General features: G+C 52.5%; 10 protein-coding genes. 2 read left to right on the plus strand and 8 right to left on the minus strand.

Annotated features, from left to right (window positions below):
- Positions 1 to 40: 40 nt before the first annotated feature.
- The gene (locus tag BOW06_RS02935; RefSeq protein ID WP_043115427.1) at positions 41 to 1,675 is read left to right on the plus strand and encodes an alpha-D-glucose phosphate-specific phosphoglucomutase; all 1,635 of its coding nucleotides are present in this window, start codon (positions 41 to 43) and stop codon (positions 1,673 to 1,675) included.
- Between the two features lie 181 nt (positions 1,676 to 1,856).
- Complete coding sequence (fusA, locus tag BOW06_RS02940; protein WP_043115425.1) at positions 1,857 to 3,941, plus strand: elongation factor G; 2,085 nt, start codon at positions 1,857 to 1,859, stop codon at positions 3,939 to 3,941.
- Positions 3,942 to 4,022: 81 nt separating this feature from the next.
- On the opposite strand, the gene BOW06_RS02945 is transcribed toward fusA, so the two are convergent.
- The 8 genes from BOW06_RS02945 to BOW06_RS02980 form a co-directional block, all read right to left on the minus strand.
- A complete protein-coding gene (locus BOW06_RS02945; protein ID WP_043115424.1) occupies positions 4,023 to 5,282 on the minus strand; it encodes a (Fe-S)-binding protein in 1,260 nt (419 codons plus the stop codon).
- 19 nt (positions 5,283 to 5,301) lie between these two features.
- Positions 5,302 to 5,943, minus strand: coding sequence for a respiratory nitrate reductase subunit gamma (locus BOW06_RS02950; protein WP_052131947.1), 642 nt, complete (start codon positions 5,941 to 5,943; stop codon positions 5,302 to 5,304).
- Entirely contained in the window at positions 5,943 to 7,076 is a 1,134-nt protein-coding gene (locus tag BOW06_RS02955) for a formate dehydrogenase subunit gamma (protein ID WP_043115422.1), read from the minus strand. Before BOW06_RS02955 ends, BOW06_RS02950 begins: the two co-directional genes overlap by 1 nt.
- A gap of 94 nt (positions 7,077 to 7,170) precedes the next feature.
- Positions 7,171 to 7,794, minus strand: coding sequence for a formate dehydrogenase FDH3 subunit beta (gene fdh3B / locus BOW06_RS02960; RefSeq protein ID WP_052131946.1), 624 nt, complete (start codon positions 7,792 to 7,794; stop codon positions 7,171 to 7,173).
- 13 nt (positions 7,795 to 7,807) lie between these two features.
- A complete protein-coding gene (locus BOW06_RS02965) occupies positions 7,808 to 10,705 on the minus strand; it encodes a formate dehydrogenase subunit alpha (RefSeq protein WP_078454271.1) in 2,898 nt (965 codons plus the stop codon).
- A 28-nt stretch (positions 10,706 to 10,733) separates the two neighbouring features.
- Complete coding sequence (locus tag BOW06_RS02970; protein WP_043115420.1) at positions 10,734 to 10,940, minus strand: twin-arginine translocation signal domain-containing protein; 207 nt, start codon at positions 10,938 to 10,940, stop codon at positions 10,734 to 10,736.
- A 217-nt stretch (positions 10,941 to 11,157) separates the two neighbouring features.
- Positions 11,158 to 11,787: a TorD/DmsD family molecular chaperone gene (locus BOW06_RS02975; protein ID WP_043115418.1), complete on the minus strand. Its 630-nt coding sequence runs from the start codon at positions 11,785 to 11,787 to the stop codon at positions 11,158 to 11,160.
- Between the two features lie 12 nt (positions 11,788 to 11,799).
- Positions 11,800 to 13,434, minus strand: a complete 1,635-nt coding sequence (locus tag BOW06_RS02980; RefSeq protein WP_043115417.1) for a 4Fe-4S binding protein — start codon at positions 13,432 to 13,434, stop codon at positions 11,800 to 11,802.
- Between the last annotated feature and the right edge of the window lie 43 nt (positions 13,435 to 13,477).

Consider the following 13,477-nt stretch of genomic DNA (forward strand, 5'->3'; position numbering starts at 1 on the left):
CTCAAATAGTATCTATGTTTGATTGACAGGCTGACGATCCGTGACACAGCAAAAAATAACAACCATCCCATTCGATGACCAGCGCCCCGGCACATCCGGACTGAGAAAGCGCGTCACCCGTTTCCAGTTATCTAATTACCTTGAGAATTTCGTTCAATCGATACTCAACAAGGTGCCTGAGTTGAATGGTGGCGTTCTCGTCATCGGTGGTGATGGACGCTATTACAACCGCGAAGCAATCCAGATTATTCTGCGCATGGCTACTGCCAACGGTGTTGCCCGCTGTATTGTCGGCCGTGGCGGCATCCTGTCGACTCCCGCTGTCTCTCACCTGATACGCAAGTACAAAACAACCGGCGGCATCATCCTCTCGGCCAGTCACAACCCCGGCGGACCTGATGGTGATTTCGGCATCAAGTTCAATGGCGATAATGGCGGCCCTGCCTCCGAATCCCTGACCGAGGCGATTTATGCCGAAAGTCAAAGTATCACTGAATACCTGATCTCCGATGCGGGTGATATCAGCCTTGACGAAGTGTACACGACTGAACTTGACGGCATGCCGGTCGAAATCATTGATTCTGTTGATGACTATGCCGAATTCATGGCACAACTGTTCGACTTCGATGCGATCCGTGCACTGATTGCAAAACCCGGTTTCAGCATGGCGATTGACTCCATGCACGCTGTCACCGGTTCCTACGCAAAGCGCATTTTCGAAGAGATGCTTGGCGCACCGGAAGGTACGGTAATGAACGGTATCCCGCTCGAGGATTTCGGTGGCGGACATCCTGATCCCAACCTGGTCTATGCTGCCGAACTGGTCGAAAAGACACGTGATGACAACGGCGTCGATTTTGCTGCCGCATCTGATGGTGACGGTGACCGTAACATGATTCTTGGCAAGAATTTCTTTGTCACTCCAAGCGACAGTCTTGCCGTGATGGTGGCCAATGCCACCCTGATACCAGCCTATAAAAACGGCATCAGCGGCGTTGCCCGCTCAATGCCAACCAGCCAGGCAGCAGATGCCGTAGCAGAAAAGCTTGGCCTCAACAGTTTCGAAACACCCACCGGCTGGAAATTCTTCGGCCTGCTGCTTGATGCAGATAAAATCACCCTGTGTGGTGAAGAGAGCTTCGGCACTGGCTCAAACCACGTACGTGAAAAAGATGGTTTGTGGGCCGTTCTCTTCTGGCTCAACCTGCTTGCCGTACGCAATGAATCCGTCGAGGAGATCGTCAGGTCACACTGGAAAACCTATGGCCGCAACTACTACACGCGCTACGATTATGAAGCGATCGACAAGGGCATTGCTGAACAGCTGATGGCACAGTTGACTGACAAACTACCTGGACTGGTTGGCACAGAGCTTGGTGGAAACAGGGTCTCCTACGCAGACAATTTCAGCTACACAGACCCGGTCGACGGCTCGGTTTCAAGTAACCAGGGCCTCAGGATCGGCTTTGAAGATGGTGCGCGAATCATTTTCAGACTCTCTGGCACAGGTACCGAAGGCGCCACCCTGCGTGTCTATCTCGAGAAAATCGAAAGAGACGCAGCAAACCAGCAAGCCGAGACCGCCGAGGTGATGCAACCACTCGTCGATTTGGCACTGGAACTAGCCCAGATTGTTGAACTAACTGGTCGCGACGCACCGACTGTCATCACCTGATTAAGCCGTTTGTGGGGTAAAAAAGCCCCGCAGACTGCAATTTCTCGAAATATTCATCATTTTCTTGCCTATCGAGGCGAGTTTTCAGGTAAAATACCGCGTTTTTTACGCCCGGGGCAGACTGCCTCGACACTTTCCCGTGGATACGGGAAGTATTTAACTTATTATATAGAGTACAACCATGACCGACCTGACTCACTACCGTAACATCGGCATCTTCGCTCACGTCGATGCGGGTAAAACCACCACGACCGAGCGTATTCTGAACCTGTCCGGCAAAACTCACAAAATTGGTGAGGTGCATGACGGTGAAGCGACAACCGACTTTATGGACCAGGAGCGCGAGCGTGGTATTACCATCCAGTCTGCTGCTACAACCTGTTTCTGGAAAGAGCATCAGCTGAACATCATCGATACCCCCGGACACGTTGACTTCACAATCGAAGTTTACCGTTCACTCAAAGTACTTGACGGTGGTGTTGGTGTCTTCTGTGGTTCAGGCGGTGTTGAGCCTCAGTCAGAAACAAACTGGCGTTATGCGAACGAATCAGAAGTTGCACGTATCATCCTCGTCAACAAGCTTGATCGTCTCGGTGCAGATTTCTACCGCGTCGTCGACCAGGTCGAGAATGTCCTCGGTGCAAACCCGCTGGTCATGGTTCTGCCAATCGGTACGGAAGATGAGTTTGTCGGCGTTGTCGACCTGCTGACCCGCAAGGCGTGGATCTGGGACGACTCTGGCGACCCCCACAAGTACCGCCTCGAAGACGTTCCAGCAGACATGACTGACAAGGTTGAAGAGTTCCGCGAGAAGCTGATTGAAACAGCTGTTGAGCAGGATGACGACCTGATGGAAGCCTACCTCGAAGGTGAAGAGCCATCTGTTGACGACATCAAGCGCTGCATCCGCAAGGGTACTATCGCACTTGATTTCTTCCCGACTTACTGTGGTTCTGCATTCAAAAACAAGGGCGTACAGCTGGTTCTGGACGCGGTTGTCGACTTCCTGCCTAACCCGATCGAAGTTGACCCACAGCCTGAAGTTGACCTCGAAGGTAACGAGACCGGTGAATTCGCAACTGTCAGCGTCGACAAGCCGCTGCGTGCACTGGCGTTCAAAATCATGGACGACCGTTTCGGCGCCCTCACCTTCACCCGTGTCTACTCTGGAAAGATCAACAAGGGTGACACTGTTCTGAACACCTACACAGGCAAGACAGAGCGTATTGGCCGTATCGTTGAGATGCACGCTGACTCACGTGAAGAGCTCGATTCAGCACAGGCTGGTGACATCATCGCCCTGATCGGCCTCAAGAACACCCAGACCGGTCACACCCTGTGTGATCCAAAGCAGCCTGCGACTCTCGAGCCAATGGTCTTCCCTGATCCGGTTATCTCTATCGCGATCAAGCCGAAAGACAAGGGCGGCGCCGAGAAGATGGGCCTCGCAATCAGCAAAATGGTTCAGGAAGATCCATCATTCCGCGTCGAAACCGACGAGGAGAGCGGCGAGACCATCATCAAGGGTATGGGTGAATTGCACCTCGATATTAAGGTCGACATCCTCAAGCGTACGCATAACGTTGATGTTGAAGTTGGTAAACCACAGGTTGCCTATCGTGAAACCATCACGCAGCGTATCGAAGACAGCTACACCCACAAGAAGCAGACCGGTGGTTCAGGTCAGTTCGCAAAGATTGATTACATTATCGAGCCGGGCGAAGCAGGCAGTGGTTATGAATTTGAATCAAAGGTCACAGGTGGTAACGTACCACGTGAATTCTGGCCAGCGATTGAGAAAGGCTTCAAGGTCAGCGCTGACGAGGGTGTCCTCGCAGGCTTCCCTTGCCTGGACTTCAAAGTCACCCTGACAGACGGTGGCTTCCACGCAGTTGACTCCTCTGCAATCGCATACGAGATTGCTTCGAAGGCGGCTTACCGTGCTTCCATGCCGAAAGCCGGCCCCCAGATGATGGAGCCAATCATGAAGGTAGACGTCTTCACTCCTGAAGATCACGTTGGTGATGTTATCGGTGACCTCAACCGTCGTCGTGGCATGATCAAGTCACAGGAAGCAACTCCGACCGGTGTCCGCGTAAAAGCTGACGCACCACTGAGTGAAATGTTCGGTTACATTGGTGACCTGCGTACCATGACCTCCGGTCGTGGCCAGTTCTCAATGGAATTCTCGCACTACAGTGCATGTCCTGCGAACATCGCTGAAGAGGTCATCAAAGAGACCAAGGAGCGCCAGGCAAAGAAGTAAATCACTTCTCTACCTGCAAAGGAAAAGGCGGCCGATTGGCCGCCTTTTTTTATGCATTGAACACTATCCTGAAGAAGGCTTCTACTGCTTGATGTGCTCAGCAATCAGTTCAGTCAGGCCTGTGACCTCGTGAGATAACTCGTAGTGCTCCAGTCCATCTTCGAGCATCAGGCGACAGTTGGCACATGCCGTCACGATAGTCTCGACACCATCCAACTCGGCAAGCTGCTTCTTTTTTATGTTGAAAGCCTGCAGTCGAATCTCATCGGCACGTTCATTGGCGCTTACTCCTCCTCCACCGCCACAACACCAGTTCATGTCACCGCCATCAGACATCTCCTGAAAGTTACTTGCTACCGAGTTGAGTAAATCCCTCGGCTGCTGAATCACACCTCCACGACGAGATATCTGGCACGGGTCGTGATAGGTCAGTGGCGTATCCGTCATACCCTCCAGTTGCAGACTGCCGTTCTCATGCAGTTCACTGAGGAGTTCAAGAATATGAATCACCTTGAATGGATATTGCCGTCCTATCAGGTTAGGACCTTCCCAGCGGATTGCCATGAAGGCGTGGCCGCATTCTGGACTGATAACGGATTTCACACCGAGTTCTTCTGCAGCACTCACAACGCGTTCGACAATTGTTTTTGCAGCCTCCGGATCACCGATCTGAATACCACTATTGGTCGCCTCGAAACCCTTGCTGCTGACAGTCCATGAGACGCCTGCTGCTTTGAATATCCGTGCAAGACCGGCAATATACTCCTCGAAATTGACTATCTCCATTGATGAAAAGAGTGCCATGTAATCAGCACCTGCAACGTCCATCGGAATAGTCAGGCCGGTCTCTTTCTCCACACTTCTGATTGTTGCCTGTAAAGTCTTCAGGGTCACGCCCATGGGACTGCCGATATTAATTGCTCGTTCAGTGGCTGCCTGCAACCCTTCTGGTGTATAACCGGCTGCAACGAAAGCCTCACGCTCCTTGCGTATCATGTAGGTGATATCGATCCCTACCGGGCATACCATCGAACAGCGCCCACACATGGTACAACTGTCATAGACAAGTGTCTCCCAGTTGGCAAAGTCCTCTTCAGTGACATTATCGGTCACGCCAATCATGGCGCCAAGCTTTCCCCAGAAGCTGTATTCACGCGACCATACCTTGCGCATCGGCTCTAGTTTATAGATTGGCGTATAAATCGGATCTTGCGATTCGGTTGCAAAAAGACAGGCTTCTGCACACAGCCCGCAATGCACACAGCTGGAAAAATAGGATGCAATGCGCGCATCCATCTTGTCACGCAGCGCCTGGATACCTTTCTCAAGACGTTCACTCATAATCCATGATCCTCATGTGTCATGCATCCACCCCGCGACGCCCCATGGTCGCTCCTGTGTAATTGCGACTAAAGGCAAAAGTAAATGTATGCATCAGGCTGCTGAATGGGAAATAGATCAATAGCAACTCGGCCAGAAAGAAGTGAAGTACACGCAGTGAATCATACTGCTCAAGGAGTGCTAGGCAGCCGGTCAGCATGACGAAAAAGACAAGCCAGCTGGCAGTGTGTTCGCCTATACCTGAGAGCATGCGTGTGACGGGATGCATCACCCGGTATAACCAGGCCATAATCAGCCCGGCAAATGCAATCTCGGCTGTTAGGATAAACAGCCAGCGCGGCATACCCGCCCATGCCGGAACCCCAAACCTGTCAACATAGAAATCGATATGTGGTTGTGCAAAAAAGAGCAAGGCAAAAAGCCCGACATGAAACATGTACCCCGCCACCACGATCAGCAAGGCGCGTTTTCTGACTGCAGGGCGCGCCATGAAGCGGCTCAGGATCGTTCGCATTCCACCAGCGCCTCCATCTTCACGTGGAACTGCGAGATCACCAGGTACACCAAGCCTGATAATGGAAATCAGGCGCCAGATAACCCCTATTGCAAATACGCTTACGGAAAAAGTCCAGAATGGCCCGTCAATAAAGTCAGTAAACATCAGGATGCCCCCGTCTGTTCAGCAGAGACTTCAGCTACGGGGATCTCCTTACCCGCATCATCACTTGCATGTGCAATTCTCTTCCTGATATGGCCTGCCTCCTTCATCTGCTCATACCATACGCTGTGATCTGCTTTCGCCCAGTTGGCATCAACATCACCTGTGGTAATGGCATCCATGGTTCCCTTGGTTGATAGAGCCATGAAGATATGTCCGATGACAAGGCAGATCAGCAGAATCGCGCTGACAGCATGCACCAGGGTTGCTAACAGCATCAGGTCACGTCCTGGAAGAAGATTCTGAAAAAGAATTGCAAAGCCGCTCACAGAGAGCGCAATACCGAAGAAAATCACCAGCCAGAAAAGTGTTTTCTCACCAAAATTGAAAAAGCCTGCCTTAAGCGGTTTTTTCTCGAACAGACCGCCCAGTCGTGCCATCCAGACAAAATCCCTGTAGTGCAGCATATTCTTGCTGACAAACTGGAAAAAGAAGATGATCAGGGCAAATGTGAATATGGGACCAAACAGGTCATGCCCCTCTTTTGATGCAGAGGCAAATGCAGAGAAAAAGTCACTACCCGTCAGTGGTAGCAGCGTAAAACGCCCAAACAGCAGGACAAGGCCTGTAAATGCGAGAAACAGCATACTCCCAGCCATTAACCAGTGCCCGACAAGGCTTGGGACCTTGAAACGCCTGATGATCATATCACTCTCACTGTAATGCGCTGTTCGCTTGACGAAACTGAGTCCGATCACAATAGCGAGTGATAACAGTAGTAGTGCTCCACCATAGGGTATCAATTGCTCCCGACGCAACTGACGCCATTGGTCACCGGATGCATTGATCATGGAAGTTGCATCAGCACTTCTGGCCTGGGATTTTGCTGCCGTATCCTGTTGTTGGAGTACATCTTCCCAGATAGCAGTCAGTGGGTGCTGCTGTGTCGGTTCTGCACCTCCACGTTCGCGTACAGCATTCCACAGCTCTGCGCCAGGATTGGGAACATCAATGGGTGATACTGGCGCTTTGTCGTCCTGCGACGACTGGGCATGCACAGGCGAGCCTGCGAAAAGCAGGAGACAGGCAATTACTACCAGGATCTGTATCAGGCCATGCCGAACCGCAACATTCATAAATGCTTCCTCTCAAGCGAATCAATGGACCCATTCGTGTGATCCGGGTTGCCAATCACTATGATTGGCAACCCGGAAAGCCTGGCGACATCTCCTATTCGCTGACTTTTCCCTTCATGTTACGAGATTCACGCAAGCTGGCCTTTTCATAACTGACACCCCAGTCGAGAACCGATGCACCGCGATTGACAACACGTTCACGGTAGATATTCGAGATGATATCCGCATCGCCCGCCAACAACGCCTTGGTCGAACACATCTCGGCACACAGCGGCAGTTTGCCCTCGGCCAGACGGTTGGAACCGTACTTGCGTTGCTCATCCGAACTGTGTGTCTCTTCAGGACCACCGGCACAGAAGGTGCACTTGTCCATTTTGCCGCGCGAGGAGAATGCCCCCGACTCAGGAAACTGCGGCGCACCAAACGGACAGGCATAGAAGCAGTAACCGCAGCCAATGCAGATATCCTTGTCATGCAGGACAACACCGTCGTCAGTAGTGTAGAAGCAGTCCACCGGGCATACGGCCGCACAAGGAGCGTCCGAACAGTGCATACAGGCAACCGACAGAGAGCGCTCACCGGGCTCACCATCCTTGATGGTGACAACACGGCGACGATTGACACCCCAGGGGACATCATTCTCGTTTTTACATGCCGTTACACAAGCGTTGCATTCAATACAGCGTTCTGCGTCACAATAAAATTTCATTCGAGCCATGATTTATTCCCCCTCAAGCTTTTGAGATGCGGCAAATGCTGCACTTGGATTCTTGCATCTGGGTTACAGAGTCGTAACCGTATGTCATGGCCGTATTACAGGCCTCACCGAGCACGAAGGGATCAGCACCCGCAGGATACTTGTCCCGTAAGTCCTTGCCCTGGAAGTGTCCACCAAAGTGGAACGGTGTAAAGGCCACACCAGATGAGACACGTCGTGTCACCAACGCCTTGACCTTGATCTTTGCCCCCTCGGGGGTTTCGACCCAGACATCATCACCGTCACGAACACCTGCGTTGTTTGCATCTCGCGGATGCATTTCAACGAACATATCCTGCTGCAATTCTGCCAGCCACGGATTTGAACGAGTCTCGTCACCGCCACCCTCGTATTCGACCAGTCGTCCAGTGGTCAATATGATCGGGAACTCATTCGAGTAATCCTTCGCCTGGATCGATCCGTAACGCGTCGGTAAGCGCCAGAATGACTTACGATCCTCGTAGGTTGGATACTTCTCAACCAGGTCGCGACGTGTCGTGTAGAGTGGTTCGCGATGAATCGGTACCGGATCAGGGAAGGTCCACACAACTGCCCTCGCCTTGGCGTTACCGAACGGTGCACAACCATGTTTGATAGCGACACGCTGGATGCCGCCGGAGAGGTCGGTTTTCCAGTTCTTGCCCTCAGCAAGCATCTTCTCGTCATCTGTCAGATCATCCCACCAACCGAGTTTCTTCAGTACATCCGCACTGAACTCGGGATAACCATCTTTGATATCCGAACCGACAGAGTAACTGCCATCTGCAAGCAGGCTGACACCATCGCGTTCGACACCAAAACGGGCACGGAACGTCAGACCACCATCGGCAACCGGACTGCTTGGATCATAGAGATTTGGTGTGCCCGGGTGTTTCATCTCCGGAGTACCCCAGGATGGCCATGGCATACCGTAGAAATCACCATCGGCTGGCCCACCCTCTGCTTTCAGAGAGGTGAAATCGAAAGTCCCCCAGTTCTGCTGATGCGTCTTGAGTCGCTCAGGGCTCTGACCCGTATAACCAATTGTCCACATACCACTATTGATTTCGCGAGTGATATCTTCGATCACAGGCTCCTCGCCCTTGACCTCGATGTTCTTGGTGTACTGATCTGCGAAACCGAGCTTCTTCGCCAGCTTGTACATGATCGTATGGTCTGGCAGTGACTCGAACAATGGATCAATGACAGTATCGCGCCACTGGATGGAACGATTCGATGCAGTGACTGAGCCATAGGTCTCAAACTGTGTCGCTGCCGGCAGCAGGTAGACACCATCTGTCCTGTCATGCATAACGGCCGAGACTGTCGGATAGGGATCGACGATGACCAGCATGTCGAGTTTCTCCATCGCCTTTTTCATCTCGGTGCCACGTGTCTGTGAGTTAGGTGCATGTCCCCAAAAGATCATCGCCCTGACATTGTCCTTCTGCGCAATATTGGCTTTGTCTTCAAGCACACCATCAATCCAGCGTGATACCGGAATGCCCTTGGTGTTCATGACATGGACATCCTTATCACCCTTCTTCTCGTATGAACCTGAGTCAAATTGTCCCTTGACCCAATCGAGATCAAGACCCCAAACACGTGCCCAGTGTGCCCATGAGCCGGGAGCCAGTCCGTAGTAACCAGGCAGTGTATTCGACAATACGCCAAGGTCAGTTGCGCCCTGTACATTATCGTGGCCGCGGAATATATTCGCACCGCCACCTGAGACACCGATGTTGCCGAGTGCCAGCTGGAATGCGCAATAGGCACGGGTATTATTGTTGCCGATGGTGTGCTGGGTACCACCCATACACCAGATGAAAGTGCCTGGACGATGATCTGCCATCGCCTTGGCTGCTGCATACACCTTGTGGCCAGGAACACCAGTGACGCGTTCAACCTCTTCAGGCGTCCACTTCTTGACCTCGGCCATAACCTCATCCATACCGTAGACACGCTGACGTATGTATTCATCGTCTTGCCAGCCGTTCTCAAAGATATGGTGCATCATGCCCCAGATGATTGGAACGTCGGTTCCTGGACGAATCTGCAGGAAATGATCGGCATGTGCTGCCGTACGAGTGAAACGTGGATCAATCACAATGATTGGTGCGTTGTTCTCCTCTTTCGCCTTGAGGATATGCAACAGCGAAACCGGGTGCGCTTCAGCCGGGTTTGAACCGATCAGCAGAATCGACTTCGAGTTATGAATGTCGTTATAGCTGTTGGTCATGGCACCGTAACCCCAGGTGTTTGCTACACCGGCTACAGTGGTCGAGTGACAGATACGCGCCTGGTGATCAACATTATTGGTGCCCCACATGGCCGCAAACTTGCGGAACATGTAAGCCTGTTCGTTGTTGTGCTTGGCAGAGCCCAGCCAGAAAGCCGAGTCAGGTCCGGACTCTTCACGGATGCTTAGCAGCTTGTCACCAATCTCGTTAATCGCCTGGTCCCAGGAGATCTTCTCCCACTTGCCGTTAACCAGCTTGGTGGGATATTTCAGGCGACGTTCGCCATGGCCATGCTCACGTACCGATGCGCCTTTTGCACAATGCGCACCGCGATTGAATGGATGGTCGAATGCCGGTTCCTGGCCAGTCCAGACACCATTTTCGACCTCCGCGATAATGCCACAGCCGACCGAGCAATGTGTACATATGGTGCGCACCTCTTTGGCACCACCCATACCAGCTTCAGCTGCCTCGGCTTTTTTCATCATGCCTGGAGTCAGGCTGGTCGCCAGTGCAGCACCACCGGCCATGATGCCGGAATTTTTCAGAAAATCACGTCGATTCATCTGCACGCCGGTTTTTGATGCCGTGTGCTCAGCGGATGTTGCTGCCGAATTATCGAGGATTTGATCGGAAGTTTTTTTGAGCTTCATCATAAATCTCCTGATGCCTTGCCGGAATTCAGCTGGCAGCACCCTTGTAGTAATCGAGTACGTGCTGGCTCAGACGATAACCATCGCTCTGCTCCTGCACTGCCTTGTCTGATTCGGCATCAGCCTGCACGGCACCGGGAACGGCTAAAGCAGCAGCGGCCGTACCACCTGCAGTGACGGTCTCGCGCAAGAACTTGCGACGCGATTGTGATGTTTTCAGCTTTTTCTGTTTCATTGATTCAGTTCCTCGGGTAACTGGCTGTTCTTCTCCTGTTCACTGCTTACAGAGACAGGGTTATGTGGCCGGGTTCACATCCACACTTCCGGCGATGCCTATTTATAAAGCAAGGAAGATGCCAGCCTTATCAGGAAAATAATTACAACAATGGAGCAAAAGTCATAAGCTGGCTCATGCTATTGGTAAGAAACAGGTTAATTCAGGGGCAATTCGATCAGGCATTCATCCCCAGATAGCGTGACTCGAGGTCACAGAATGCCGAACCGAAGCGTGCCACTGAGCGATAAAAAGTCGCGCCCTGGGCATTCGCGAGATCAGCGAGGAACTTGCTGCACCATGAACCAACGTGGGCATCATAAAATGCCGCCTGCTGTTCGACCGGAACCGCATCGAGAATCAGCATCTCCATAATCTCGAAGAGTGCCGCAACATGATCTTCCGGCTCCTTGTGCGACTCATCCCTGGCAAAACCGAGTCGCTTTAGATCGTCACGCAACTCACTTAGTGGTTTCTCCATCAGGTAACCAGTCTGGTACCAGGAGCCGTATGGCACTAGCTCTCCACGACCGATCCCGATAAACAGGTCATGATATTCAGATGCAATCGAACGTGGATCAAAATCTCCACATGCAAGCGACAACATCGACAGCGACAGCAACAGCTCATTACCATTATCACCGCCAGCAACATCAAGCCCACCGAGATGATCCAGCAACGGCTGTTCAGGAGCAGCCCTCAGCAGGGCTGCCAGAATCGAGTAAATCCCGGCACGACGAGCCTGTTCTTCGGGTAATGACACAATGGGCTCTTGTGTCGTGGCAGCTTCCTGTGATGAGGTTTGCATGTAGTTATCTCGCTAGTTTTTACGTTGGTTTGTCTCAGGCTGCTTTATTGCGATACCTGCATCGATCGCATCCTGATCCTGAATCGCATCGACGACGCGACACTCTTCGCACATCTGCAGACGTTTGATGGCACGCTCGCTCTGGAACATCGGGTGCCCGGAAAGTTGATCCAGCATCTTGCTGATCATGCCCTTGCTGGCAAACGGCTTACCGCATGAGCAGCACAGAAAAGGCGCTTCCTCGTGCAAGGTGACCAGTTGTCGGCGCTTCTCGACACTGGTCAGCAGGCGTGTTTGGAGGGTTATTGCATTCTCCGGACAGGCACTCTCGCACAGACCGCACTGCACGCAGTTCTGTTCGATAAACTGCAACCTGGGCTCATCATTACCCGCCTGTAGCGCCTTTACCGGGCAAACGGATGTACAACCCATGCAGAGAGTACAAGCGGAACTCTCTACCTCAATTCGGCCAAAAGCCGCATCGTCCGGCAGGGAAATCATCTCAAGGCTTGATCCTGACTGCTGAAACAGGTGATCAATTGCAAGAAACAGCATGGTGCGTTTCTCGTTAAAGGATTCGAACGCTGCAGCACTGATCTGCGGCATCTTCGCACCGCTTGCCTTGCCGATCTCTTCCGCACCGAGAAAACGGATCAAATTTGCCGGGTAAGCCATGCCATGAAGGATTGAATCTGCAATCTTCATCTGCTCATCAAGATTCAGGCGTATCCCGCGCAGCACAGACTCCCCGTCTGCCAGTAATACCTCTTGTGCTCCCCAGGCAAGCGCTGACAGCCAGACCTCAAGACCGACACTGCCGAGTTCCTCGACGACCAGTAGCAATATGTTTGGCTGAAGTTCTCCGAGTGACATCGCGTCTGCCTCAGAAGCAAACAGCACGACAGGATCATTACCGCCTGCTTCAAGATACTTTTTCAGCATCAGGTGCACACGCCTGAGAGTATCTGCGGGTGATGGATAAGCATAGCGCATGGCACCGGTAGGACAGACGCTGGCGCAGACACCACCACCCTGGCAGAGATTGGGATTGACCTCAACTGACTCGCCGATCGAGATAATCGCATCTGCCGGGCATGCAAGAATACAGCGCTCGCAGCCTTCTCTGCCTGCACGAGCGTGCGCACAGATATCCGGATCATAGTCAAAAAAGCGTGGCTTCTCGAAAGTACCGACCATCGGGGCGATTTCGAGCAGTGCGCGGTCCATCTCCTGTGGCTCAGTTGAAAAGTACCAGTAACCCGGAGGCAGAAATTCCGCGCCGATCAATGGTTTTTCGCCAAAATCAAGCACCATGTCGCTCTCTATTCGCTGAAAGCTGGGCTTTCCCGGCTCTCCAAGCTCAATAACAAAGGCGCCAAGATGACCATTAATCCTGACCTTGCGTCCGCCGACGGCGACAACGGGAACACCAGGCTCTTCGCTACCTTTCTGCAACAGCACCTCGGCATGCAATGGTGGTTCGATACGATTGGCGAACAGCTGCGCCTCCTCATCACCAACCACCAGTACACGTCCACGTGAGGTGTACTGCACAATACCGGTCGGACTGACTGCGAGGCTGTCAACGGCAGCACAGGCCGTTGACCGCGCTTGTCTGTTACGTTCCTGCTCCAGGCTCTGCTCCATCTGGTTTCTTACCTCTCTATTGGCTCAATTGCCACTCACATAG

This window comes from Solemya velum gill symbiont, assembly GCF_002020255.1.
Classification (GTDB): Bacteria; Pseudomonadota; Gammaproteobacteria; order Chromatiales; family Chromatiaceae.

Excerpts from the sequence above, each read along its gene's own strand:
- fusA (WP_043115425.1), top strand. The coding sequence starts at position 1,857 with ATGACCGACCTGACTCACTACCGTAACATCGGCATCTTCGCTCACGTC.
- BOW06_RS02975 (WP_043115418.1), bottom strand. The coding sequence starts at position 11,787 with ATGCAAACCTCATCACAGGAAGCTGCCACGACACAAGAGCCCATTGTG.
- BOW06_RS02950 (WP_052131947.1), bottom strand. The coding sequence starts at position 5,943 with ATGTTTACTGACTTTATTGACGGGCCATTCTGGACTTTTTCCGTAAGC.
- BOW06_RS02955 (WP_043115422.1), bottom strand. The coding sequence starts at position 7,076 with ATGAATGTTGCGGTTCGGCATGGCCTGATACAGATCCTGGTAGTAATT.
- BOW06_RS02945 (WP_043115424.1), bottom strand. The coding sequence starts at position 5,282 with ATGAGTGAACGTCTTGAGAAAGGTATCCAGGCGCTGCGTGACAAGATG.
- BOW06_RS02980 (WP_043115417.1), bottom strand. The coding sequence starts at position 13,434 with ATGGAGCAGAGCCTGGAGCAGGAACGTAACAGACAAGCGCGGTCAACG.
- fdh3B (WP_052131946.1), bottom strand. The coding sequence starts at position 7,794 with ATGGCTCGAATGAAATTTTATTGTGACGCAGAACGCTGTATTGAATGC.
- BOW06_RS02970 (WP_043115420.1), bottom strand. The coding sequence starts at position 10,940 with ATGAAACAGAAAAAGCTGAAAACATCACAATCGCGTCGCAAGTTCTTG.
- BOW06_RS02965 (WP_078454271.1), bottom strand. The coding sequence starts at position 10,705 with ATGAAGCTCAAAAAAACTTCCGATCAAATCCTCGATAATTCGGCAGCA.